At 37.2% G+C, this 25,309-nt stretch carries 27 protein-coding genes and 1 other annotated feature; of the genes, 5 read left to right on the top strand and 22 right to left on the bottom strand.

The window, feature by feature from the left end:
• Positions 1-2 precede the first annotated feature (2 nt).
• The 4 genes from NST91_RS08620 (at position 3) to sigK (ending at position 3,401) form a co-directional block, all read left to right on the top strand.
• Positions 3-1,112, top strand: a complete 1,110-nt coding sequence (locus tag NST91_RS08620) for a GerAB/ArcD/ProY family transporter (RefSeq protein WP_341330794.1) — start codon at positions 3-5, stop codon at positions 1,110-1,112.
• Positions 1,087-2,343 carry a Ger(x)C family spore germination protein gene (locus NST91_RS08615; RefSeq protein ID WP_341330793.1) on the top strand — a complete coding sequence of 419 codons (1,257 nt, stop codon included), beginning with the start codon at positions 1,087-1,089 and terminating at the stop codon, positions 2,341-2,343. The genes NST91_RS08620 and NST91_RS08615 overlap by 26 nt, the downstream gene beginning before the upstream one ends.
• Before the next feature lie 3 nt (positions 2,344-2,346).
• A complete protein-coding gene (locus NST91_RS08610) occupies positions 2,347-2,505 on the top strand; it encodes a hypothetical protein (protein WP_341330792.1) in 159 nt (52 codons plus the stop codon).
• A gap of 182 nt (positions 2,506-2,687) precedes the next feature.
• Complete coding sequence (gene sigK, locus NST91_RS08605) at positions 2,688-3,401, top strand: RNA polymerase sporulation sigma factor SigK (RefSeq protein ID WP_099352185.1); 714 nt, start codon at positions 2,688-2,690, stop codon at positions 3,399-3,401.
• A 463-nt stretch (positions 3,402-3,864) separates the two neighbouring features.
• Here the strand turns inward: sigK and NST91_RS08600 are convergent, their stop codons facing one another.
• The 19 genes from NST91_RS08600 to NST91_RS08510 form a co-directional block, all read right to left on the bottom strand.
• Positions 3,865-4,005, bottom strand: coding sequence for a YrzI family small protein (locus tag NST91_RS08600; protein ID WP_341330791.1), 141 nt, complete (start codon positions 4,003-4,005; stop codon positions 3,865-3,867).
• 368 nt (positions 4,006-4,373) lie between these two features.
• Positions 4,374-4,604, bottom strand: coding sequence for a YrhC family protein (locus NST91_RS08595; RefSeq protein WP_341330790.1), 231 nt, complete (start codon positions 4,602-4,604; stop codon positions 4,374-4,376).
• A gap of 134 nt (positions 4,605-4,738) precedes the next feature.
• Complete coding sequence (locus NST91_RS08590; protein ID WP_341330789.1) at positions 4,739-5,872, bottom strand: bifunctional cystathionine gamma-lyase/homocysteine desulfhydrase; 1,134 nt, start codon at positions 5,870-5,872, stop codon at positions 4,739-4,741.
• A 2-nt stretch (positions 5,873-5,874) separates the two neighbouring features.
• Positions 5,875-6,798, bottom strand: a complete 924-nt coding sequence (locus NST91_RS08585; RefSeq protein ID WP_341330788.1) for a PLP-dependent cysteine synthase family protein — start codon at positions 6,796-6,798, stop codon at positions 5,875-5,877.
• A 249-nt stretch (positions 6,799-7,047) separates the two neighbouring features.
• Positions 7,048-7,752, bottom strand: a complete 705-nt coding sequence (gene mtnN / locus NST91_RS08580) for a 5'-methylthioadenosine/S-adenosylhomocysteine nucleosidase (protein ID WP_341330787.1) — start codon at positions 7,750-7,752, stop codon at positions 7,048-7,050.
• Between the two features lie 22 nt (positions 7,753-7,774).
• Positions 7,775-8,419 (bottom strand): class I SAM-dependent methyltransferase, encoded by a 645-nt coding sequence (locus NST91_RS08575; protein ID WP_341330786.1) that lies wholly within the window; start codon positions 8,417-8,419, stop codon positions 7,775-7,777.
• Positions 8,420-8,568: 149 nt separating this feature from the next.
• The gene (locus NST91_RS08570) at positions 8,569-9,321 is read right to left on the bottom strand and encodes a YrrS family protein (RefSeq protein WP_341330785.1); all 753 of its coding nucleotides are present in this window, start codon (positions 9,319-9,321) and stop codon (positions 8,569-8,571) included.
• 89 nt (positions 9,322-9,410) lie between these two features.
• Positions 9,411-11,186, bottom strand: a complete 1,776-nt coding sequence (locus tag NST91_RS08565; protein WP_341330784.1) for a peptidoglycan D,D-transpeptidase FtsI family protein — start codon at positions 11,184-11,186, stop codon at positions 9,411-9,413.
• Between the two features lie 90 nt (positions 11,187-11,276).
• A complete protein-coding gene (gene greA / locus NST91_RS08560) occupies positions 11,277-11,753 on the bottom strand; it encodes a transcription elongation factor GreA (protein ID WP_099352177.1) in 477 nt (158 codons plus the stop codon).
• Between the two features lie 168 nt (positions 11,754-11,921).
• A complete protein-coding gene (udk, locus tag NST91_RS08555) occupies positions 11,922-12,557 on the bottom strand; it encodes a uridine kinase (protein WP_121447291.1) in 636 nt (211 codons plus the stop codon).
• Position 12,558: 1 nt separating this feature from the next.
• Positions 12,559-13,833 carry a peptidase U32 family protein gene (locus NST91_RS08550; RefSeq protein WP_341330783.1) on the bottom strand — a complete coding sequence of 425 codons (1,275 nt, stop codon included), beginning with the start codon at positions 13,831-13,833 and terminating at the stop codon, positions 12,559-12,561.
• A 203-nt stretch (positions 13,834-14,036) separates the two neighbouring features.
• On the bottom strand, positions 14,037-14,966 hold the full coding sequence (locus NST91_RS08545; protein WP_341330782.1) for a peptidase U32 family protein: 930 nt from the start codon (positions 14,964-14,966) through the stop codon (positions 14,037-14,039).
• Positions 14,963-15,613 (bottom strand): O-methyltransferase, encoded by a 651-nt coding sequence (locus tag NST91_RS08540; protein ID WP_341330781.1) that lies wholly within the window; start codon positions 15,611-15,613, stop codon positions 14,963-14,965. Before NST91_RS08540 ends, NST91_RS08545 begins: the two co-directional genes overlap by 4 nt.
• A 305-nt stretch (positions 15,614-15,918) precedes the next feature.
• Positions 15,919-17,055, bottom strand: coding sequence for an endolytic transglycosylase MltG (gene mltG, locus NST91_RS08535; protein ID WP_341330780.1), 1,137 nt, complete (start codon positions 17,053-17,055; stop codon positions 15,919-15,921).
• A gap of 462 nt (positions 17,056-17,517) precedes the next feature.
• Positions 17,518-17,805 carry a DUF1292 domain-containing protein gene (locus tag NST91_RS08530; RefSeq protein WP_341330779.1) on the bottom strand — a complete coding sequence of 96 codons (288 nt, stop codon included), beginning with the start codon at positions 17,803-17,805 and terminating at the stop codon, positions 17,518-17,520.
• A 14-nt stretch (positions 17,806-17,819) separates the two neighbouring features.
• Positions 17,820-18,236 (bottom strand): Holliday junction resolvase RuvX, encoded by a 417-nt coding sequence (gene ruvX, locus NST91_RS08525; RefSeq protein WP_121447297.1) that lies wholly within the window; start codon positions 18,234-18,236, stop codon positions 17,820-17,822.
• 5 nt (positions 18,237-18,241) lie between these two features.
• Positions 18,242-18,508 carry an IreB family regulatory phosphoprotein gene (locus NST91_RS08520; protein WP_010678229.1) on the bottom strand — a complete coding sequence of 89 codons (267 nt, stop codon included), beginning with the start codon at positions 18,506-18,508 and terminating at the stop codon, positions 18,242-18,244.
• A 147-nt stretch (positions 18,509-18,655) separates the two neighbouring features.
• Positions 18,656-21,289 (bottom strand): alanine--tRNA ligase, encoded by a 2,634-nt coding sequence (gene alaS, locus NST91_RS08515; RefSeq protein WP_341330778.1) that lies wholly within the window; start codon positions 21,287-21,289, stop codon positions 18,656-18,658.
• A 53-nt stretch (positions 21,290-21,342) separates the two neighbouring features.
• Positions 21,343-21,558: a binding site (T-box leader), on the bottom strand.
• 92 nt (positions 21,559-21,650) lie between these two features.
• Positions 21,651-22,724: an AI-2E family transporter gene (locus tag NST91_RS08510; RefSeq protein WP_341330777.1), complete on the bottom strand. Its 1,074-nt coding sequence runs from the start codon at positions 22,722-22,724 to the stop codon at positions 21,651-21,653.
• Between the two features lie 124 nt (positions 22,725-22,848).
• On the opposite strand from NST91_RS08510, the gene NST91_RS08505 reads away from it, so the two are divergent.
• Positions 22,849-23,775: a nuclease-related domain-containing protein gene (locus tag NST91_RS08505; RefSeq protein ID WP_341330776.1), complete on the top strand. Its 927-nt coding sequence runs from the start codon at positions 22,849-22,851 to the stop codon at positions 23,773-23,775.
• A gap of 678 nt (positions 23,776-24,453) precedes the next feature.
• On the opposite strand, the gene NST91_RS08500 is transcribed toward NST91_RS08505, so the two are convergent.
• From NST91_RS08500 to NST91_RS08490, 3 genes are read right to left on the bottom strand one after another with little or no spacing between them, the layout of a single operon-like run.
• A complete protein-coding gene (locus NST91_RS08500; RefSeq protein WP_121447300.1) occupies positions 24,454-24,585 on the bottom strand; it encodes a DUF3918 family protein in 132 nt (43 codons plus the stop codon).
• Positions 24,586-24,609: 24 nt separating this feature from the next.
• Positions 24,610-24,798, bottom strand: coding sequence for a YrzR-like zinc ribbon domain (locus NST91_RS08495; RefSeq protein ID WP_010678234.1), 189 nt, complete (start codon positions 24,796-24,798; stop codon positions 24,610-24,612).
• A 26-nt stretch (positions 24,799-24,824) separates the two neighbouring features.
• The gene (locus NST91_RS08490) at positions 24,825-25,304 is read right to left on the bottom strand and encodes a PRC-barrel domain-containing protein (protein ID WP_121447301.1); all 480 of its coding nucleotides are present in this window, start codon (positions 25,302-25,304) and stop codon (positions 24,825-24,827) included.
• Positions 25,305-25,309 lie beyond the last annotated feature (5 nt).

Genomic DNA, 25,309 nt, shown 5'->3' with positions numbered 1-25,309 from the left:
AAATGGAGCAATCTAAAGGTAAAATCGGAATAAGAGAATTTGTTGCTATGGTAATCTTGGTTGTTGGTGTAAAGCTTTCTGATGATACCCCAGCCATTTTCGTAAACTATCTTAGTAACGCCTTATGGATGGCACCTATTATTATTGGGTTATTTTCTATTATTCCAATTTTTTTAACATTAAAAGTCATAACAGCCTACAAAAATAAAAATTTACATGACGTTATTATTCATCTATTTGGAAAATTTTTAGGAACCTTTCTTTCCTGTATTCTGGTCCTTTCGGGTCTTACTGGGCTCACTTTGGACTCTGCCATTTATGTTGATATTATTGGGACAATGTATTTTACAGAGACACCTATCTTAATCATTTATACTGTGCTAATGGCTGTTTGTGCTTATGGCGCAAACAAGGGCCTTGAACATATTGGAAGTGTTTCATGGCTAGTACTTTTCTATATAAAATTTTCACTGCTCATCGCCTTAATTTTATCGCTAAAAGAAAGTAGCTCTTCTTTCTTGTTTCCATTTTTCGGACCAGGGATTGTTGAAGTAGTAAAAAAGAGTACAACCCATGTATCTATTTTTGTAGAATTCTTTTATTTAGGATTAATTGCTCCCTACCTTGTATCAGCAAAAGCCTATAAAAAAGGAACCTGGATTGCATTTTCTATTGTGATTATTGAGATTACTATTTCATTTATCATCTATTTACTTGTTTTCGATTATGAGGGATTAAAAATGATTGATTATCCTTATCAAGAATTAATACGCTTAATTAGGGTAGGATTTTTAACAAATATTGAAACTTTTTTCTTTCCATTTTGGATAATTGCCTCATTTATTCGTTTTACAGTCTATTTATATTTAATTGCCATATTTATCGGTGGTATATGTAATATTAAAAATTTTGAATATCTAACACCCATTATAGCAACAATCGTTGTTATTTTCGGGATTGCACCAGAGGCGCCTACCTTCACAATCTTTAAGATAAGAGAAAATCTGATTAACATTCTGAGCCCTATGTTTCTTTTGCTTCCTTGTGTCATGTGGATAGTTGCAAAACTTAGAGGGGATTTGAAACATGAAAAAACAAGCCAAAAAAATTAGGCCATTCTTAATACTATTTACTTTATTGATGTTAGTCGGCTGCTGGGATATGGAGGAGATTGATCAAAGAGCTTATGTCCTTGGAATTGGTCTTGATAAAACAGATGTAAAAGGATTTATAAAAATCACTTATCTAATATCTAATCCAGAAGCTGGTTCAACGCAAGAAGGTGGAGGCTCAAGTGAACCAACACATGAAACAATTACATTCAATGCTTCAGATTTTATTCAATCACAAAATATCGCTAACGCTGTTATAGCGAAAGCTATTACATACGACATTTTAGACTTCTTTATTGTTTCAGAGGAGCTTGCAAAAGATAAAGATTTTGTTCGCTGGATGTATGATGCAACCAAGGACCGTGAAATTAGACGTGATTCAAAAATCATAGTTACGAAGGAAGAGGCAAAGACTTTTATTGATCAAAACAAACCAAAGCTTGAAACAAGAAGACATGAATATTTTGAGACAATGTTCGACCATGCAACCGAAATTGGATTTATTCCAAATTCTCAGATACACAATTTTTTTAGAATAACAGAAGCAGATGCAGATTTATTTATTTCTGCCTATGCTACGACTGAGCAAGACAAAGTGACTGCCAAAAAAAACATCGATGCAAACTTCATAGCTGGAAACTTAAATGTAACTGGTGATACTAACCCAGCCCAATTTCTTGGTTCTGCAGTCTTTAAAGAGGGACAAATGATTGGAAAATTATCAGTGGAGGAGACAAGGTTAACTCAATTGCTTAACAAAGAAGCAACTAACCCTAGCTTTTTGGTTTCTTTCCCAGACCCTTTTAAGAAAAATTATTTTATTACATCACGCTTTATTCAAATAAACTCCCCTCAAATAACTATGGATGTATCAAAGCAAGCACCAAAAATCATGGTGAATCTACCTCTCCAAGCAAAAATTTTAACAGACCATAGTATGGTGAGCTATTCAGATAATGAGCAAAAAAGGAGCGAATTAAAGGATCACATCAAAAAAGGTTTTGAACAAAGAATTAATAATCTTCTTAAACGTACGCAGGAGGAATTCAAAGCTGACCTCTTTGGCTTTTCCCTAGAAGCTAGAAAACATTTTTTAACTATCCCAGAATGGGAGGATTATGATTGGATGAAATCCTATCCTGAAGCAGATATTAGCGTTAAAGTCGATATCACCTTTTCTGAATTTGGGCGTCAGTCGGAATTACCAAGTTATGAAAGGATAAGAGATTAAGGTATGAATGCATTTATTTATTTGATGATGACTATTACCACTCTCTATGCAGTCGGGTTTTCCATTTCTCTTTGGAAAGATAAAAATAAACCTGGTTCCATCGTTGTTTTTGGATTTGCTTTGATCATTGCAATCGCACCATTTTTTACTATTATAAAGTAACTCGAAATTTTTAAGGCTGATGGAGTATAAAAGTTCTTCTTTTGTACTATCCTCAGCTTTTTTACATTGGACAGACACAAGGAAGCATCTTTCTACATAACATTAAGTAAATGGGCAAACGCCTAGGGTAGTAGTGTAATGGATATGGATACATACACTACGATATATGTGGAGGTGAGCGAATGTCTGGACTTTTAGCAGCATTAGGTTATTTTGTAAAAGAATTATTATTTTTAGTATCCTATGTTAAAAACAATGCTTTTCCTCAACCGTTATCTTCTTCTGATGAGAAGAAATACTTACAATTGTTGGCCGAGGGAAATGAACATGCTCGGAATGTGTTAATTGAACATAATCTACGGTTAGTCGCTCATATAGTAAAAAAATTCGAAAACACAGGTGAGGACACAGAGGATCTCATATCAATTGGGACTATCGGTTTGATTAAGGCAATCGAAAGCTATTCACAAGGAAAAGGAACGAAACTTGCAACGTATGCCGCGCGTTGTATAGAAAATGAGATTTTAATGCATTTGCGAGCCCTAAAAAAGACAAAAAAGGATGTTTCTCTTCATGATCCAATCGGCCAGGATAAAGAAGGAAATGAAATTAGTCTAATTGATGTGTTAAAATCTGAAACGGAAGATGTGATTGAAACCATCCAATTAAATATGGAGCTTGAGAAGATTAAAGAATACATTGATGTCCTTGATGACCGGGAAAAGGAAGTAATTGTGGGCAGGTTCGGACTTGATTTAAAGAAGGAAAAAACCCAGCGTGAAATTGCTAAAGAACTTGGTATCTCAAGAAGCTATGTATCGCGGATTGAAAAGCGTGCATTAATGAAAATGTTCCATGAATTTTATCGCGCAGAAAAAGAAAAAAGAAGGACATAAAGTATAAGTGGACTGCAGGCTATGCAGTCCACTTTTTTTCTAATTTTTTATAGTTCTACACTTACCTCTGTTCCAATAACAATGGCAATAACAGCTGTAATAACAACTCCCATAACGATCATAAACATATTTATCAACCTCCATAAAGGATGTACTTCTTACTTTTACTTTATCACTTAGGAACTGTGTAAACGTTATCCACTTTTGAACATTGTGTTAAAGAAATTTGACAAAATTAAGTCGGCAAAAAGGAGCGCCTCGTATGGCGCTCCTTTCAATTTATTGTTTATCTTTCTTTGAAAATAAAATGGTAAAAATCAGCACATGTACCGAAAGCATTCGAAACTCCTCCTATGATTTTAGTACGTTAGGTGGAATCCTTCTCCACAGATAACCAAGCTATAATCGGAAAATTTCTCATTAACATTTTACATTCCCCTTTCCTTTTCTTATTTTTGGTTGATTAAAATAAGCGTATCATTAAATATTGGCGTTCCTTCATTTCTTCCATATGTTTATTGACTTTTTCTTCATGTACATATTCCTCGATAGACTTTTCACGTTTTGAAATTGAGATTGTTAAGAAAAATAGATTGATGGTCATTATTTGCTCACCTCCTTTGTTCGTTAGCTTTACATTTAAAAACTTGTGTAGGAAAAATTGACACAAAAAGGCCACAGGTATACGAGTCCTGTGGCGTTATAGGCATAATAAAGCCACAGGCGTACTATTCCACCTGTGGCATGATTAACGTATCAATAAAATTAAAAATTAATCACCGGTTTGGTCGAATAGATTGTTTCATATGAAGTTGTAATATTTGTCATCGTCACTTTTACTTTCATCATTTTACTCGACCTCCTTTTGTCATTAATTTTTTCCTACTGTGGTAATTATAACCAATTAAGGTGCACATGTAAACACTTTTTTTGCAAAAAAATTCCTTCACCAAAAATTTAGGTGAAGGACTATTATTCTTCGAGACGTTTTTTATATTTAATCACTAATATAAAAAATGTAAATGACAAGCTTAATAGAATGAGTGTAGAACCCATCATTGTATATAGTTGAAACGGAGAACGTCCCTCCGGAATGATAACACCGATATATAAAAATACACTTAATACAAGAAGGATGTAACCGAAGTTTGTGTAGTCTTTGACTTTAGTACGCAGGTTCTTCATTTGTTTATTTTGTTCCATCATGTATCCACCTACCAATTTATTAAACTTCTACCCTATAATATCATAGCTTGATAGGTTGTAACGGATGTAAATATTAGCAGTTGAATCACTGAAAAAAACCTCTAACCCATAAATGGGCCAGAGGTTTTTTTTTATCGCAAGCCTTGTTCTAGGTCTTCGATTAAGTCTTCAACATCTTCTAATCCAACAGAAATACGTACTAGCCCATCTCCAATGCCTAATTCCGCACGGCGATCTGCCGGGATGGAGGCATGGGTCATTTTAGCTGGCACAGAAATCAAACTTTCAACTGCACCTAAACTTTCCGCTAAGGTAAAGTATTTAACTTTACTTAATAGCTTATCTGCATTTTCTTCACTGCCAACATCAAAGGAAACCATTCCACCAAATCCTTTTGCTTGTTCTTTAGCAATGGCGTGATTTGGATGTGTTTCAATCCCTGGATAGTATACTTTATTAACCGCTGGATGGTCTTGAAGAAACTCGACTATTTTCTTCGTATTTTCCTCATGCTCTTCCATCCTTACTCCAAGTGTACGAATTCCACGAATTAATAACCAGGAATCCTGGGGACCAAGAACCCCTCCAGTTGAATTTTGAACGAAATGTAATTCTTCACCCAGCTTAGCAGAGTTAACTACTGCAAGACCAGCTACTACATCGCTATGACCACCAATATATTTGGTAGCACTGTGTAAAACAATATCAGCACCAAGAGCAATTGGTGTTTGCCAATACGGTGTGCTAAACGTGTTATCAACGATAGTTAAGAGGTTATGTTTCTTTGCAATTTCTGAGGCCCCTTTAATATCGGTAATTTTTAATAAAGGATTTGTCGGAGATTCGATATAAATTGCTTTAGTATTTTCACGAATTTCACCTTCAATATTGTCCAGATCACTCGTATCAACAAAGGTTGAATCAATACCTAGTCGGTTAAGTACCTTTGTCATTATGCGATATGTTCCACCGTATACATCGTCTGTTAAAATGACATGGTCTCCGCTGTTAAATAACATCATTACGGCTGTAATCGCAGCCATACCAGAGCCAAATGCAAACCCTCTTTCTCCACCCTCAATATCCTTAATTAATTCTTCTAGTGCATGTCTGGTTGGATTTCCAGTTCTTGAATATTCAAAGCCTTTATGGCCTCCAATTCCTTCTTGTTTATATGTGCTAACCTGGTAGATAGGCGTATTAACCGCACCTGTCTGTGGATCCTCGCCAACTCCTCCATGAATAAGCATCGTTTTACGTTTCATCGTTAAATCCCTCCTTGATATATTTTTTTACTTAAATAGCGTTCACTACTATCAGGAAAAATGACTAGGATATGTGATCCTGGCTGTGCCTTTTCTGACTCTACAAGAGCGGCATGAAGGGCCGCCCCTGAAGAACTGCCGACAAGAAGCCCCTCCGAACGTGCTATTTCTTTCACTCGTCGGAACGCATCTTCATCAGATACAGTATGAATCGAGTCAAAATAGGATGTATCCATATAGCCTGGAAGAAATTCCATGCCAATACCTTCTGTTTTATGTGGACCTGATTCACCACCATTTAAGATTGAGCCCTCTGGTTCAACGATCACGGTCTTTATGGACTGTTTCTTTTCCTTTAAATACTTCGCAGTCCCCATAAAAGTACCACCAGTACCTGCTCCCGCTACGAAAATATCTAATTGTCCTTCAAGCTGTTGCCAAATCTCGGGTCCAATTGTTTTATAGTAGGTTTCAGGGTTCGCTGGGTTTGCGAATTGCTGTGGACAATAGGAATTTGGAATTTCATTAAGAAGCTCTTTTGCCTTTTCAATCGCACCAGTCATACCTGCCTCTGTTGGAGTATTGACGATAGTGGCACCTAATGCCTTCATCAACTCTTGTTTTTCAACTGAGAACTTTTCAGGAACACAAAGAATCACATTTACATTACGATTGATTGCAGCAAGTGCAAGTCCAATCCCAGTATTGCCGGCAGTAGGCTCAATAATCGTTCCTCCTTCAGTTAACTGACCTGTAGCAAAAGCTTCTTGAAGAAGTTCAACTCCTAAACGATCTTTTATACTCCCGCCCGGATTAAAGAATTCGAGCTTTGCAAAAAGACGAACACCATTAGCTAATGGAAATTTCGTAATCTCAACAATCGGGGTATTTCCGATAAGCCCGTGAACATTTTGATACACTTGCATGTTAATTCACTCCGTTTTAATCAAATTCGCCTTGACGAATTCGCGCCCAGATTTTAGGTCCACAGAAGTGGGTCATAAAGACGTTGCCACATGAAGTGGCGTTCTTAGTCTTTGATCTTACTGCTCGAAAATCTTCCATTGAAAATCTGTGGCATCCGCCGGAGGCATAACTATATTCAGCCTGTTGCTTACTCTATTCAATATTGTAAAAATCATTATGGTCAAAAATCTAAGTTATCCTGAATAAAGTTATAAAGACTTATTAATCTGTTCTACTATTTTTTCAACCACGTTTGATGAATGTGCTGCTGCCGTTTCGAGGAATTGTTCAAACGATACATCAGACTCTTTACCTGCGATATCCGATAAAGCACGGATTACTACAAATGGTACTTTAAATTGGTGGCAAACTTGAGCTACTGCCGCTGCTTCCATCTCTACAGCATATAGATCACCAAACTTTTGACTTACAAATGAAACTCGCTCTGGATCATTCATGAAGGAGTCACCTGTTGCAATCAATCCTGTCACAACCTGTATATCTGTGATTCCTTCAGCACTTTTTTCGGCTAATTCGATTAGCTTTTCATCTGCTTTAAATGCAGCAGGCAATCCAGGAACTTGCCCATATTCATAGTTAAAAGCAGTTACATCCACATCATGATGTCTTACCTCTGAAGAAATGACGATATCTCCTACATTAAGCGTTTTTAAATGACCACCTGCAGAGCCTGTATTTACAACATAATCTGGGTTAAATTGCTGTAATAAAATAGTTGTAGATATAGCAGCATTAACTTTCCCAATTCCTGATTTTAATAAAATAACATCATACCCATTCAGCGTCCCGGTATAAAAAACACTTTCAGCAACTGTGGTTTCCTGTCTATTCTCAATTTTCTCTCTTAAAATTGCTACTTCTTCATCCATTGCTCCGATAATTGCTATCTTCATTCGTACGTATCACCTTTCGTATTTACTGTTTCGTTGCCTCCATGACCCAAACAAAATGATTAAACCGTGTAAAAACAACAGTAAAGCCATTTTGCTCTGCAATTTCACGTAATACCGGAATGGTCGTGTAATATTCCGTCTCTAGATCTTTTGCAAGGTTATGAAAGCCATTTTGTTTTGCGGAATGAATCGTCATTGTATATTCTTGTTTATTCTCAAACATTGTATCCGCAAACACTATTTTACCACCTTTTTCAAGCAAGTTGCTATATTGTGAAATAGCTTGTTTTTTCTCGGTATCAGTTAAGTGGTGAAATGCATACGTACTTACAATAGTATCAATCTGAGCAGTTGGCCTATTGAAAACAATAAAGTCCCCATCCTCTATTTCAAAAGCAAAGTTATGAAGCTTTTCTAATGCAATTTCCCGCATCGGCTTTGATGGTTCCACTCCATACACTTTTTTATTATTGTTAAGTAATTTTTGAGTGAGATTTCCTGTGCCAACACCAAACTCCAAAACGGCATGGCCAGATTTTTGTACAACATCATTTAAAATGTCATCATATCGTGAAAACACTTCTTTATATTCCACATCATGACCGGTTACAGTTGAATCATAAGATTCCGCCCAACCTTCAAAAACATCTAAAAATTCTCGTCCCATTTTTCTCACTCTCCGCAATTAGTTATTATTCCTATAAGTATAGTATGAATTAAACAATGAATTGTTCTAAATTTAACATATTATACTGCTATTATCAATTATTAGTTGAGAAAATGGCACAAAAAAACGCAGGAATATCCTGCGTATACTTAATCTTCATCTGATTCATGTTCGTCTTCATCAGGTTCTGAAGTTTTATAGTTTTTATAGGTTTCACTGTCATTTTCTTTTAATTCTTCAATTTTAGTTGGTTTCCAGCCTTCGTTAGGAACCCAATCTAAATATACTTTAAGTACTTGTTTTGTAGTTTTTGATGAAACCGTAGCAGTAATCGAATTTCCACCGTTTCTGCCAAGCCACCACACAACCATATCTGAGCGGTCAAAGCCAGTGGCATAACTTGTAGCCATTTCCATTTCGTTGCGGTCAACTGAATCAGGAGTGAAGTTCGTTGTATGTGGTTCTGCTTGTTCAGTACCGACAGGCTTCCATGCAGAATTAACGATTGTTTTCACAATATTTGATTCAGGATCACCTTCTGTAATCACTTCAGATTCTTCCGATTCTGTTGTTTTTTGCTCTTCATTTTCTTCAGGCGTTTCTTCTTTGTTGTCTTCCTTCGTTTGTTCATTTGTTTCGCCAGAAGTTTTCTCTGCTTCATTCTCTTTATTGTCTGAAGGATCTGAAGCAGCTTTTCCATTATCATTTGCCGGTTGGTTTGTCTGTTTGGAAGCTACTGAATCATCAACATTTTTATCACCAAAAATTAATTTTCCTCCAAAAAAGACAATCATAACAACCACAAGGACAATTAAAATATTTAAAATTCGATTTACCTTTTTTCTTTTCGCTCTTCTTTCAGATCGAGGCCCTTCATTCAGTTTGTTTATCTCATACCCCATATAATAGTACCTCCTAAAAACGACTATTAATCAGTAAACTATCTTCTTATTCTAGCATGTGTGAAAGAAAGGTTGAAGACATTTCTTTATCAGTCGCTTTGATTGGTACCTTTTTCCTGTTCCAATTGATATATCCCTTGTACAATTTCATAAAAAACAGTATTGGTTACAGATTTTGATCCTGGCTGTTCTAAATCGACGACGACAAGCGCGTACTTTGGTTTTTCAAATGGAAAATAACCTGCAAACCATTTGTTTACAAGGACTGCATCACCTTGTTTTTTTCCTGTCTCAGCAGTACCAGATTTTCCGGCTACAGTATAGGGAAGTTGTACGAACCTTTGTCCCGTTCCGGATAAAACCACTCCCCTTAATAATTCTTGAAGTTTACTTGCCGTATAAGGAGCGATTTTTGGTCCGTCCATATCCTGTTTCGAAAATGAGAATAGAGTTGTTCCGTTTTTATATAATACATCACTAACTGTACGAACTTCCTTTTTGGATCCGCCACGAGCAATAGTTGCCATCATATTTGCAATTCCCAATGGAGTTACTCTAACATCCTTTTGGCCAATTGCTGTTTGCGCAACTGCTTTTGCTACTTTTTTGTCACGTTCATCCGTCCAAATTCGACCATTGTATTCATTTGGTAGCTGCTTAAAATCTTGAAATCGGAATACATCCCCATTCCAACCAACTGGTCCAAGTAAACCAAGCATTTCTGAATACTGTTCAATCACGTTTTGGTCTTTTTGTATTAATTCTTGCGCTAGCTTAGCAAAGGTGAAATTACAGCTTTTTGCAAAGCTATCCTGAAAGTTCAGCATACCATGTGGGTATTCGGCTCGCCCTTCTCCGTACAAATCTTGGTCACAATTAAACATTCGATCGTTTGAGATTTGTTGATTTTCAATTGTAGCTGCGGCTATGACTGTCTTAAACACAGAACCAGGGAATTGTGGCATAATCATTTGATTTTCAGCAGAACCATCCCTAAATGGGTTTGATGAATTTATATCTGGTTTGCTCACCATAGCAAGTAAATCGTTAGATTCAATATCAAGAAGAACAATTCCACCCTTTTTCAAATCATGCTTATCAAGTATCTCTTCTGTTAACATCTGGAGGTCTCGATCAAGTGTTGTCTGAATAGCAACTGGATAATAAGGATTTGCAGGTGCCGTGTACTTTACATCAATACCGAATAAAGGTCCTCCATCGCCTGCTACGTGATATAAAAGCTTCGCCTCTCCTTCTGGTAATAAAAATTCATCAAACGTAGATTGTAAACCAGTGATACCTAGCTTTGTATTTTTCGGTAAATAGTTTTTCTCTGGATAACGTTTTTCAAACAACTCTCTGTTTTCCCGGATTAAACCGATTAAGTGTTCGGCGATTTCACTATCGAGTTCATATTGACGATGGACAGCAAATACACCAGGAATTTGGAGGTTATTGATTTTATTCATTTGCGTTTCCGTTAATTCTATGGGTCTTTCTCCACCTACAATAACCGGTTTTTTCGCTTCATGGATTTCATTTTTTAGTTTTGAAGCAGGAATATTTACAATATCCGCCACTTCTTCAACTGGCCATTCAACGTTTTTTAAAAAAGGAAACAACACGAGTGTAGGATAATATTCATGAGTTAACGCCTTTTTATTTCGGTCAATAAATCTACCACGGCCTTGATCAATAACAAGTTCTTGAGTTCGTTGCGATACACTTGCCTCAATTAAATTCACATCTCGATCCGTAAATGATTCTGTACTTACTAGCTGTAATTGTATGAGCCTGCCCATTAATCCAGCTAAGCCTAACAGAATGAATATCAGAATTAGTACTGCTCGTCTTTTAATAGCCATAGAAAAAACACCTCGTCTACAGTTTCGACGAGGTGTCACACTATTTATACATATTAAAATGTTATAAAAAGTCCTAGTGCAATGTCAATACTAGTCAATCTTAGTGATTTCGACAAGCATTTCTCCACCTGGAGTTTGAACAGTTACCTTATCACCAACATGTTTACCTAAAAGGCTTTTGGCAATTGGAGAGTCATTTGAGATTTTTCCTTCAAATGGGTCTGCTTCTGCACTTCCTACAATTGTATATGTTTCTTCTTCACCATCTGGAAGTTCAATAAACGTCACAGATTTTCCTAGTGAAACACGGCCAGCACTGTCAGCGTCTTCTTCAATAATCTTTGCATTACGGATCATATTTTCAATTGTTGTAATACGTCCTTCAACAAATGCTTGTTCATCTTTCGCAGAGTCATACTCTGAGTTCTCTGAAAGATCCCCAAAGCTTCTTGCAATTTTAATGCGCTCAACTACTTCTTTGCGCTTAACTGTCTTTAAATGCTCTAATTCCTGCTCTAATTTTTGCTTTCCTTCTAATGTCATAGGAAATACTTTCTCTACCATAATCCCTTCACTCCTTGTAGTCGTTACAATCCCCCTGTGATTGCTTTTAAGTTAAAATATGTAGTACGATTTGTTTCTTTATTGTATGTAGGGAAAGGAATGGTAGAAAATTACCACCATTCCTTTCCTTATTGATTGTACTATCATAACACCTTTTTCTCTGTTATGTTATTACAAAATCACTTTTTGTTCAAGAATTGTTTGAATTTTTGTTACCATTAGGTCTATTGCAACGTGATTTTGTCCACCTTCGGGGATGATAATGTCTGCATATCTCTTCGTTGGTTCAATGAATTGATTATGCATCGGACGAACCACTGTTTCATACTGTTCGATAACAGAATCTAACGTACGGCCACGGTCTTTTATGTCACGTAGCATTCTTCGGATGATGCGGATATCGGCGTCCGTGTCAACATATAGCTTAATATCCATCAGATCGCGTAATCTTTCATCCTCAAGAACAAGAATTCCTTCTAAAATAATGACATCTTTAGGTTCAACATCGATCACTTCAGAAGACCTTGTATGAAATTTATAGTCATAAACTGGTTTTCTTATACCTTTATATTCAAGAAGATTTTTAATATGCTCAATGAGTAAATCATTGTCAAAAGCCAATGGATGATCATAATTTGTACTTAATCTATCTTCAAAAGGTATATCACTTTGATCTTTGTAATAGGAATCCTGCTCAATCATCATGATTGAATGGCCTCTAAAATGCTCATAAATGGCTTTGGAAACACTTGTTTTACCAGATCCTGAGCCCCCAGCAATGCCAATGACAATTGGCTTTCTGCTCATCTTACTTCCCCTTTCGCATCATGTTGTTTGGATAAACATGCTTGTCCACTTTAAATGAAACAATTTGCAATGGATGTTTCGCAGCTTCTATTTCGTTTCCGTCCTCATCCCAAATCGTATCAACTGTTTGTGTAAAGTTGTCAATTTCAGGGCCGAAAAATTCAACCTGGTCTCCTTTTTTAAAGTAATTGCGCTGTTGTAACGTTACAATTCCTGATTCCTTCTCATAGTCTAACACGAGACCTGCAAAATCATAAGTTGTTTTTTTACTATGCATACCATACATTTGCTCTGATACACCAGGAACCCCTTCAAAGAAGGCAGGAGCCGTCTCACGATTTGCACATTTATCAAGCTCTTTAAGCCACTCTTCATCTATGACGAAATTATCTGGATCAGCACTATACGCATCGATAACTTTACGATAAACACTTACTACTGTTGCAATATAATGAATTGACTTCATTCGTCCTTCAATTTTCAAGCTATCAATTCCTAATTCAATCATGCGTGGAATCGATTCGATTAGCTTTAAATCTTTTGGACTCATTGCAAATGGAGCATCACTATCATCAAAAAGGGCTACTTCATTTTCATTTTCATCCAACTTAAATAAATCGTAATCCCAACGACATGATTGGCAACAACCACCACGATTCGAATCGCGGGCTGTCATATGATTACTTAATGTACAACGTCCAGAATAGGCAATACACATCGCACCATGAACAAAAGTTTCGATTTCAATATCGACCTTTTCCTTCATTTCTTTTATTTCTTCGGCACTTGTTTCACGCGCTAAAACAACACGTTCTAATCCCTCTTCTTTCCAAAATTGAACAGCCTTCCAGTTAGAAAGTGATTGCTGTGTACTTAAGTGTACTTCCATCTTTGGAGCCACTCGCTTGCACGTTTCAATAATAAGTGGATCTGCTACAATAATTCCAGATACTCCAGCATTTTCTAGTCCGACCAAGTATTCATCTAATCCATCTATATTTTCATTATGAGCAAATATATTTGTTGTAACATAGATTTTCGCACCATATTTTTTCGCAAATTCGACACCTTCTGCGATTTCTTCTAATGTAAAATTATCAGCATTTGAACGCAATCCATATTCTTGACCACCAATAAAAACAGCATCCGCCCCATAATGGACAGCAATTTTTAGTTTTTCAAGGTTACCTGCTGGAGCAAGCAATTCAGGTTTTTTAACAATTACACGTTTGCCGTCTACTATTTTTGAAATAGGTTCTTTCACAACTGCTGTCATACAATATCCTCCTTTATCACTTAGATCAAATGCGCCTTGGCATATTGCGCCCAGATTTTAGGCCCACAGGAAGTGGGTCATAAAGACGTTGCCACAGGAAGTGGCGTTCTTAGTCTTTGATCTTACTGCTAGTAAAACTTCCTTTGAAAATCGCATGTCTCCGCCGGAGGCTCTAGCTTTATTCAGTCTTCTAATGAATAAAGTTAGTAAACTGTTTCTTTAAAATAGAAACCTGTATCTAGTGGTCGATTAGTTGGTTGAAGTTTCTCAAGTTTCGTTAATAATTCATCCTTGATATCTTCATACTCATCACGATTTTCGACACATAAGTCTATTGCTTTTCGATAGATTTTTGTAACCTCAATCAGATACTCTGTTGATTTTAAAATCCCCTCAATTTTAAAGCTATCTACACCAGCATCAATCATTTCTTCCAGTTCATCGACAATACACACATCATTTGGGCTCATGATATGAGTGCCATTTTCGTCTTCAAAAATAGGATATTTATTACCGCGCTCTTCATCAAATAGAAACATATCTTTTTCTTTTTTGCGATTTTCAATTTCCATTACATTGCCTTGATATTCGAAATAGTTTCCGACTAAGGAACGCTTCGATTGGAACATGCACATCATTCCATGTACTTGAACTTCAATTTCAACTTCTGCATTTTCCTTAATTTCAACAATTGCATCCATATTTAACTCACGTGCTAGAACTGCACGCTTTGAGCCTTTTCTGCCCCAGTAATTGCATGTATACCAATTTGTCGCTGTTGTTTCAGTATTCCAGTGAAGTTTCATTTCTGGTGCAACCTCTTTAACAGTCATCAGTACGGCAGGGTCACCAAAAACAATCGCATCAACATTGCTATCACGTAGAAACGCAACATAGTCTCCTAACTCAGGGACCTTTTCATTGTGGAAAAGAGCATTCATTGCAACATATATTTTAGCGTCATGTGCATGAGCAACCTCAACTGCTTTTACTATTTCCTCTCGGTTAAATTCACCCGCAAGACGTAAGCCGTATCGTTGTTCACCAATAATAAATGCTGTAGCACCAGCATTTATCAGTGGTTCAATATCTTCTACACATGTAGGAGTCACCAGCAACTCTGGTTTCTTCATTCCGTTACACCTCTTCTTTTACTTAATGCAACCCCATCCCCAACAGGTAAGATAGTAGTCAGATAATCTGGGTGTGCGAGGAGCCATTCATTATAGGATTTAATTTTTGTAACAAGATTTCTTATTCTTTTACTCTCAATTTGTTCCTCTGCAACAAGCCCTTTAAATAGTACATTATCCGTTACAATTAAACCATCCTTTGAAAGGCATTTTTCATAGATGTCAAAAAAATGTCGATATTGCCCTTTAGCAGCATCGATAAAAATGCAATCAAATTCCCCATGTTTCTTTACTTCTTCAGCAGCTTCAAGAGCATCCCCGAAAATCACTTCAATTTGTGAGCCTGTCCTTGTTCGTTCAATATTTTCAAGGGCTTTTTCGTATCTTTCTAGATCCCTTTCAATAGTGACAATTTTTGTCTTTGGAAGTGCCTGAGCCATTCGAATCGCAGAATAGCCGATTGCTGTTCCAATTTCTAAAATTTGCTTTGGCTCAGATATACGCAATATTTGAAGCATTGTTTCAATGCCTACTAGTTCCATAATTGGTACATTGTTTTCTTTTGCATATTGTTCAATTTCTTCAATGATTTCGTCTCTTTTTGGAAATAGATCTTCTAGATAATTGGTTATTTTGCTTGATAACAAGAAAAAAACCTCCATTTCAGTATGGTGGTATTGGTTAAAAAGTGCAGTCATTTGTTTTTGTATACCTAATCAAATACGCATTGGCGTATTTGCGCCAGAGTTTTTCGAGCATGCTCGAAAAACTTCCTTTGAAAAATCTTTGCATCCGCCGGAGGCTAATTTTATTCAGTCCGTGTTATAACCCACAAGAAGGTTTTTAACTAATACTTAATCCCACTATAAATGAGAGTGATATCTACTGAATAAAGTTCCAACTTATTTTACCATAAAGAAAAAGGGAACGCCATATTGGGTTCCCTAGTAAGTTATTCTTGATTGGTTATATACTGTGCTTTTTTAGCGTTATGCTCTTCTAATGTCTTGGAGTAATACACTTCTCCTGTTGGAGCGGCTAAGAAATATAAATAATCAGTCTCTGCAGGATTTAAGGCAGCTGATAAGGATGATTCACCGGCATTTGCAATTGGTCCAGGTGTTAAACCTTGGTTTTTATATGTGTTGTATGGCGAGTTCACTTCAAGATGATCATATAGGACACGTTTTTTATGTTCTCCTAATGCATAAAGAACAGTAGGGTCGGTCTGAAGTGGCATTCCATCATCTAGACGATTATAAAATACGCTGGAAATTTGCTCACGGTCTGTTTGTGCCGTTGCCTCTTCTTCTATTAATGACGCCATGGTTAATAGTTTATGAGTAGAATCAATGTAGTTGTTCCCTTCCATTAGCCCTACGTATTTCACTAGGATTTTATCCGTTTGTTCTAGCATGGTTTCGACTATGGATTCAATTGAAGGTTTTTTCTCATAAAATGAATACGTTGCTGGGAATAAATAACCTTCTAGTGGATGTTTAATATCCTTGTTTAAAATTTCATCCGATAGTGTATTTGGAAACCTGCTAATCAAGTCTTTAACATAGGCAGGGTCATCGACCTTTTCCATGATCTCTTCCTGAGTATAACCGGTTTGCTCCGCAATAATTGTTGCAATTTCTTCAAGTTGTTTTCCTTCTGGTATCACTAGTTTAAAAGCTGCTTCTCCCATAAGGATTCCTGATTTCAGACTTTCAATGATTTGGTCAAAATTCATAGATTGATTAAATGTATATTCGCCAGCCTGAAAACCTGATACATTTTTAAATTTTGTGTAATAACGAAAAACTTTTGCGTGTTTCACAATATTATTTTCTTCAAGGATTCTTGCAATCGCTGTTGGCGACGAACCAATTGGTATAGTTACTTCGATTTGTTCCTTATTCGTAGGGTCAACAGGCTCAAGTGCTGATTTTATATATAAATAGCCTCCGCCAATTATTCCAGATAAAACTACTAATATAACGATAAATACGATAAACACAATTTTACGGATTGTTTTGGCTTCTCTATGCCGTTCTTGCAGATTCTTTTTATATAAATCCTTTTTCGATTCGTTATCAGACATATATCGAAAATCCTCCCCTCACTCGAATTATTATACTACATTTTTTTATCTAATTCGTCAATTTTAGGGAGAATTCACTATATTTTTGCAGTTTTTTCTAAAAATTTCGTGCATTTTTAGGTATCAATTGAAATTTTTTAAGCCATAAGTTGGAGAAAAACATAGACTGCCTTTGCAGGTTTTTTTTGTCTTTGACGCCGTTGATCTTCACTGCAGGCGGCCGCTTTCCGCGGGCGTGACTTGAGCCTCCTTGTCGCATACGCTCCTGCGGGGTCTCAAGTTTCACGCTTTTCACGCTGGACATTGAATTTGCTTCTTTGAAATAACCCACGCACGAAGAAAATGTGAATACATTTTCGAGGAGTCGCCGCCTTCCGCTTCAATCAACTTTGTTTGCATATCTTATAAAAGCAACAAATAATTAGAAAGGAGCCAAAAGAAAAAAACAGCCCGAGGCTGTTTTTATTCTTCTCCTTCTTCATCAAGGAATGTATTTAACATTTCTTCGACAAGGTCCCATTCTTCTTCCGTTTCGATTGGTTTTAGTTCACCATCTTCTCCGTCTTCAGAAGGGCTGAAGCTTGATGCATGAATTTCGATGTCTTCATCATCTTCATTTTCATCACTTACAGGATAGTAAAGGACGTATGATTTTCCAAATTCTTCTGATTCGAATGTAAATAAAACCTCACAAAGAATTTCATTTCCTTGCTCGTCAATTACTGTTATTTGCTTTTCACCATGTTCCATTTTAATCCACCTCATTAATTTTTACTATCTAGATACCCCTGGAGGATCATGACTGCAGCCATTTTATCAATGACCTGCTTTCTCTTTTTTCGACTTACATCCGCTGATAATAGGACACGTTCAGCTGCTACTGTTGAGAGACGCTCGTCCCACAATACAACAGGCAAACCGAATTTCTCTTGTACCATATCCGCATAGTATTGACTGGCTTCACCACGTGGTCCAATAGTTCCATTCATATTCTTAGGTAAACCAATCACAACAGATTCTACTTTATATTCCTTGATAATTTCACCAAGTCTTTCTAAGCCAAACTGCTGTCGTTCTTCATTTATCTTGATTGTTTCAATGCCTTGAGCAGTCCAGCCCATTTCATCACTAACGGCGACACCGACTGTTTTAGAGCCGACGTCCAAACCGAGAATCCTCATTCGTTTTACCCCTCACGATGGATCTTTAAATACGACTTAACTAACTCCTCGATTATTTCATCTCGTTCAAGCTTTCGGATAATATTCCTTGCATCATTATGACGTGGAATGTATGCAGGATCTCCGGATAACAAGTATCCTACAATTTGATTAATTGGATTATATCCTTTTTCTTGAAGAGCATCATAAACATTGAATAATACTTCATTTACATTTGTTTCAACTGGTTCCTCTGGAAAGTTGAATTTCATCGTTTTATCAAATGAGCTCAAGTTTTGCACCTCACTCTTTAGATTCTGGTGTCCGCATCCGTACATGTAAATCTTACCACTCATTGTACACTAATCACAACTAAATAGAAACAAGAAGTGACATTTTGTATCATACTTTTGTGACAGTATGATACAAATTCACTTATTTTAGATACTTTTTACCCATTCTTCTACAAATTGTAGTGCGGATTCAAGTTGTTCTGGATTTTTACCACCCGCTTGCGCCATATCAGGTCGGCCACCACCGCCCCCACCACAACGAGTTGCTACTTCCTTAATTAATTTTCCGGCATGGAAACCTTTTTCAATTAAGTCTTTTGTTACACCAGCCGTTAAGTTTACCTTGTCTTCGTTTACAGAACCTAAGACAATTACTGCTGACCCAAGCTTTTGCTTTAAGTCATCTACCATTGCACGAAGATTATTCATATCTTGGGCATTTACCTTACTATATAAAACAGTTGCGCCATTAATTTCTTTCGCTTTTTCAACCAGGCTTCCAGCTTCTATATTGCCAAGTTTTGCTGAAAGTGATTCATTTTCACGATGCAAATTGCGAATTTCAAGTTGTAATGCTTCAATACGACTTGGAACTTCTGCAGGCTTTGTTTTTAATAGGCTAGCAACTTCCTGTAGCATTTTTACTTGGTCATTGATTACATGATATGCCGCTTCACCAGTTACAGCTTCAATACGGCGTGTACCTGCGCCTATTCCGGACTCAGAAACGATTTTGAATAACCCGATAGTTGATGTATTTGGTACATGACAACCACCACAAAGCTCTAAACTATAGTCACCAACCTGAACAACACGAACGATGTTGCCATATTTTTCACCGAATAGGGCCATTGCTCCCATTGCTTTTGCCTCAGCTAGAGATTTATTGTCAATATTAACTGGGATGCTGCTCCACACTTTTTCATTCACAATCGCTTCAATTTGCTCAATCTCGGCTTGCTTAATTTGACCAAAATGAGAGAAGTCAAAACGTAAACGATTAGATGTCACAAGTGAACCCGCTTGGTTTACGTGCGCACCGAGCACATCTTTTAATGCTTGATGTAACAAGTGAGTTGCCGTGTGGTTTTTAATAACACCCGAACGATTCTCTTGGTCAACCTTCGAATGAAGCTTGTCACCTTTTGTTAAACTTCCTTTTTCAACAACTACCCGATGAAGGTTTTGTCCATTAGGCGCTTTTTGAACGTCTTTTACAACTAGTTTTGTATTTTCGTTTTCAACTGTACCTCCATCCGCGATTTGTCCACCACTCTCAGCGTAAAAAGGTGTTTGGTCTAAAATAAGTTGAATTTCGTCACCTTCATTTGCCTTCTCCACCATTTCTCCGTCTTTTACGATGACAAGAACGGTTGATTCAGCTTCAAGTTCATCATACCCAACAAATGTACTTTCAACTTTAATTTCACCAAGAACCCCGCTTTGGACCTGCATGGAATCAACATCTTGACGAGCAGATCTTGCTCGTTCACGTTGACTTTCCATTTCACGCTCAAAGCCGTTGTGGTCGACTTTCATACCTTCTTCTTCAGCGTATTCCTCAGTTAATTCAACAGGGAAACCATACGTATCATATAAACGGAAGACATCTGCACCTGAAATAATGTTACTGCCTTTTGCTTTTTCCTTTTGAATAACAGTTGATAGTATTGCTAATCCATCATGTAAAGTTTCGTGGAAGCGTTCCTCTTCTGTTTTCACGACTTTCTGAATAAATTCAGTCTTCTCTTTAACTTCCGGATAAAAATCAACCATAATCTCCCCAACAACTGGAACGAGTTCATACATGAACGGACGGTTGATGGATATTTGTTTTGCATAACGTACAGCGCGTCTTAATAAGCGTCTGATTACATAACCTCGACCTTCATTGGAAGGAAGCGCCCCATCACCTACTGCAAATGTAACTGTACGGATGTGGTCAGCAATAACTTTAAATGCTTCATCCTTTTCTTTTGATTGACGATATTTTTCACCTGAAATGGATTCAGTTGCCTCTATAATCGGCATAAATAGATCTGTGTCAAAGTTCGTAGGCACGTTTTGAATAACAGAGCACATTCTTTCAAGACCCATTCCTGTATCAATATTCTTTTTTGGTAGTGGTGTATAAGAACCATCTGGATTATGATTAAATTGTGAGAACACAAGGTTCCAGATTTCTAAATATCGCTCATTTTCTCCACCTGGATATAATTCTGGATCATTCGGGTCGTTTCCAAATTCTTCACCTCTGTCAAAGAAGATTTCTGTATTTGGACCACTTGGACCTTCACCGATATCCCAAAAGTTTCCTTCAAGACGAATGATTCGCTCCTCAGGAATTCCTATCTTTTTATTCCAAAGCTCAAACGCTTCATCATCCTCAGGATGAATCGTAACAGAAAGCTTCTCTGGGTCAAAGCCAATCCAGTCTTTGCTTGTTAAAAATTCCCATGCCCATTCAATTGCTTCCTCTTTGAAATAATCACCAATGGAAAAATTCCCTAGCATTTCAAAGAAAGTATGGTGGCGTGCTGTTTTTCCAACATTTTCAATGTCATTTGTACGAATCGATTTTTGTGCATTACAAATTCTTGGATTTTGAGGGATTACACGTCCATCAAAATATTTTTTTAAAGTCGCAACACCACTATTAATCCATAGTAAGGACGGATCTTCATGTGGAACTAAGGAAGCACTTGGTTCTATTGCATGCCCCTTTGATTGGAAAAAATCCAAAAACATTTGGCGAACTTGAGCTGATGTTAACTGTTTCATTTCATTACCTCCAATTACATTTTAGACATAAAAAAATACTCTAATCCCCTAAAAACAGGGACGAGAGTATGCTCGCGGTACCACCCTGATTATGGACACAAAGAAATAGTGTCCATCACCTTCGTATATTGATAACGGTATTCACCGGTAGGTTTACCTACACTCAGGAGTAGCTTTCTGTTACCCTTCATCCGAAATTCCTCTCAGCCTTGGAAATTTCTCTCTGGTTTGATGGTACTGTAACATACTGATTCCTTCATAGTTTTCACTGATTGTGATTAAATTGTTACATTATGTATTACCTAGTTCTTGTCAATTATATTCAAGTCAAAAATGTTTGTCAACGTCAGCGTTCATTGTGTTAATGTTCCTTTCTAGCAACTGTAAAATGCTGTTTCGCGTGAACAATAAACACCTTTAATATGGCTACAACCGGAACAGCCACAATCAGGCCTACCACTCCACCAACTTCTCCTCCTACTAATAACGCCGCTATTATCACAATCGGATGTAATCGTAAGCTTTTCCCGACAATAATTGGTGAAAGCAGGTTTCCTTCGATAAACTGAAGGCCAAACACAACAAGAACCACGATGATAAGCATTTTGATTGATATGGTAGCAGCTATAATAGCGGCAGGAATTGCACCAATGATCGGACCGAAGTATGGAATGATATTCGTTATACCAACAATGCTTCCAAATAATAAGGGATATTTCATACCGGAAATCCAAAATGCAACTGAAGCAGTTGTTCCAACAAGCAAACAAACAATCAACTGCCCTCTAATATAATTCCCCAACGACTCATCAACATCTCGAAAAAAAAGCTGACCAGCTCTTCTAAGTTTTCGAGGCGTTATATACCAAAGTGCTTTCATCATTTGGTCGTGATCCTTCAACAAATAAAAAACAATGAATGGAATGATAGCAATGATGAAAATGGAATTAAACAATGCTTTCAAAAATTCAATTGTCCTTGAAAGCAGAAAATCCACATAATTTTCTAGCGAATTAAGCAAATCATCAAGCTGTGCGTGAACAAAAGCAGGAAGCTGTGAACTTCCTGATTCAATTTCTTTTAACCAGACCCTGTAGGTCTTACTGAATTCCGGAAAGCTCTCAGCAAGATCCTTGAGCTGTGCAAGAATCACCGGAATTCCTTTGTATATACCAAAACCAACCCCACCGAAAAAAACCAAATAAATCAGTAGGATTGCAAGGGATCTCGGTACTCCACGATTGCTGATTTTTTCGATGATAGGATGTAGTAAATAAGCGATAAAAATAGAAAAAACGAAAGGAACCAGAAATGTTTTTAAGAGTAAAAGAATCGGGAGCCAAACTGGTGCCAATTTCAAAAAAATATAGATAGTCAAAAATGCTAGTAATAATAGTGATATTCTGAAGATCCATTTAATTCTATTTTCACTCATTTCATCCACTCCCTTGTTAGTAGTTTTTGGAGTCTATGCGGTTTTATACGGGTCGTGCTCGTAACCTATAATATTGTAAAAAGAAAGATTATTTTGTAAAATATAGCTGAAAGGATGTGGTAATTTGGTTATAGTTATTAAACCACGTGGTGAAAACATTGAACTAGAGTTACTTCGCTCTTTACGAGTCCACAAAAAATTAGAGGAAGAAGACGAAAACAACTATGTATCCCTCGAAAAAGGCTGGGCAGGTGAAAAACAGTTTGACCAATTGCTTTTAGGCCTCACAAATGAATGCCTCATATTAAACGACCTTCTCCTGAAAGTGAACAACACCCTCTTCCAAATTGATTCCCTGCTTATCACGCAAAAGAAAATATTCATCTTTGAAGTAAAGAACTACGAAGGAGACTATTACATCAAAGATGGACGCTTGCACATTATTAATGGAAAAGAAATCAAAAACCCACTCATTCAAATCTCCCGTAGTGAATCCTTATTTCGGCAACTCCTCCAAGATTTGAAGTTTAATGTCCCCGTTGAATCTCATGTCATATTCATCAACCCAGAGTTTTTTTTATATGAGGCACCGGTAAATGGCTCTTATGTATTCCATGCGCAACTTGGTCGATTTATTAAAAAACTAGATGCGGGTCCGGCATCTCGGGTTTCCGATGGTCATATTGACTTAGCACATAAATTGGCTTCTTTGCATATAACGAAAAATCCCTATTCGCGCCTGCCTGATTATACATATGAGGAGTTGGAAAAGGGGATTGTTTGTAAGTGTGGGTGCTTGGGATATGAAGATACAAAAGGGCAAACTTTGTTTTGTAAAAAATGTGGCTTTGTAGAGGACAAAGAATTAGCCGTGCTAAGGAGTGTAGAGGAGTTTAGGTTCCTTTTTCCTGAAAAACGTATAACTGTGGATGTTATTTATAATTGGTGTAAGGTTATAAGATCAAAAAAAACAATACAAAGAATCCTATCCAAAAATTTCGATTTGATATCATTTGGCAGAGGCTCATATTATGTAGATAAAAGGAAGTAAAAGTGGTCCGAGACAGTTTTTGGGGGGTATTTATTGGGATGGTTTATTAAACCTTATAGCTGGTATGGCAAATCATAGTTTTATCCAGGGGTGAACCTCTTTCTCTACTTTGCTGGTTCGATAACTCCTAGTTTTATCCAGTTGCGAGCCTCTTTCTCTTCTTTGCTGGTTCGCTAACTCCTAATTTTATCCAGGTGCGGGACTCTTTCTATACTTTGCTGGTTCACCGATTCCTAATTTATTGAGAGCCTCTTTCTCGACTTTGCTGGTTCTCTAACTCCTAATTTGTCCAGTTGCGGGCCTCTTTCTACACTTTGCAGGTTCGCTAACTCCTAATTTTATCCAGGTGCGAGCCTCTTTCTCTTCTTTGCTGGTTCGCTAACTCCTAATTTTATCCAGTCACGGGCCTCTTTCTACACTTTGCTGGTTTGCTAACTCCTAATTTTATCCAGTTGCGAGCCTCTTTCTCTTCTTTACTGGTTCGATAACTCCTAGTTTTATCCAGTTGCAGGCCTCTTTCTACACTTTGCTGGTTCGCCAACTCCTGATTTTATCCAGTTGCGGGCCTCTTTCTACACTTTGCTGGTTCGCCAACTCCTAATTTTTTTCCAGTTGCGAGCCTCTTTCTCTAGATTTCCAAACCAATACCAAAAAACCCCACATCCGTGGGGTTTTCATTTAAAACATTTTCGTAATGCGTTTGCGCATTTTTTTCATGTTGCGGGCAGACATTACATCTGTTCTTTGCATAATTCCGTATGCCGCAGCACCTAGACCTATAGTGATTAGAGAAGTCATTGTTTTGTTCATATCCTCTTCACTCCTTGTTTAGGATTACATACTGATCCTTCTGTCGTCCTCAGCAAACAGATCATCCAACGAACTGAGTGTGCCATCTTCCTCTACCTGATGTGTGAATATTTGTCCTTTGTTAACAGATAGTTCGATAAAACATCCCCAGCAGTAATATTGGTTGACACCAATTTTACCGATATCTTTACTTTTACAGTTTGGGCACTTCACAGGGTACACCTCACATCATGGAATTCCTAATTTATAGATACGACGATGACATCTTCACCGATTTTTAAAGGCTCGTTGGTTTTGATTACCTTTTTTCCTTCTGTTATATCAGCAAAAAAGCCATCCGTTACTTCATACCCTATAATAGTGCCCACTTCTTCTGTAAAATATACATCTTCAAGTAAGCCTAATTTTTGACCTTCAGAGGATAAAAGCGGCTTTCGGAATAATCCATGATGGGTGTGTAAAAAATATGTGGGTGTATCGGCTTCATTGTCAAGTAGCTCCAAAAGCGACCTGTCCGAAACCATGACACCATCATCTCCAATGGAGGAGATACTTTCGATAGGGACTACTCGATCTCGTTCAAAAAGTCCTTTCCCTTTCAAGATCAGGGCATTCACCTTGCCATCCGATGTGATACAAAGATCTGAAACTCGGCCGAGCTCTTCGGCAGACTTTTCATCATAGACCGGTAAATCCTTGAGTAGTGAGAACGTCCGCAAAGATA

Source organism: Ferdinandcohnia sp. FSL W7-1320 (assembly GCF_038050315.1).
GTDB classification, from domain to species: domain Bacteria; phylum Bacillota; class Bacilli; order Bacillales; family Bacillaceae_L; genus Ferdinandcohnia; species Ferdinandcohnia aciditolerans.
The sequence above is the reverse complement of the archived record's forward strand: the minus strand, read 5'-3'. Positions and strand labels throughout refer to the sequence as shown.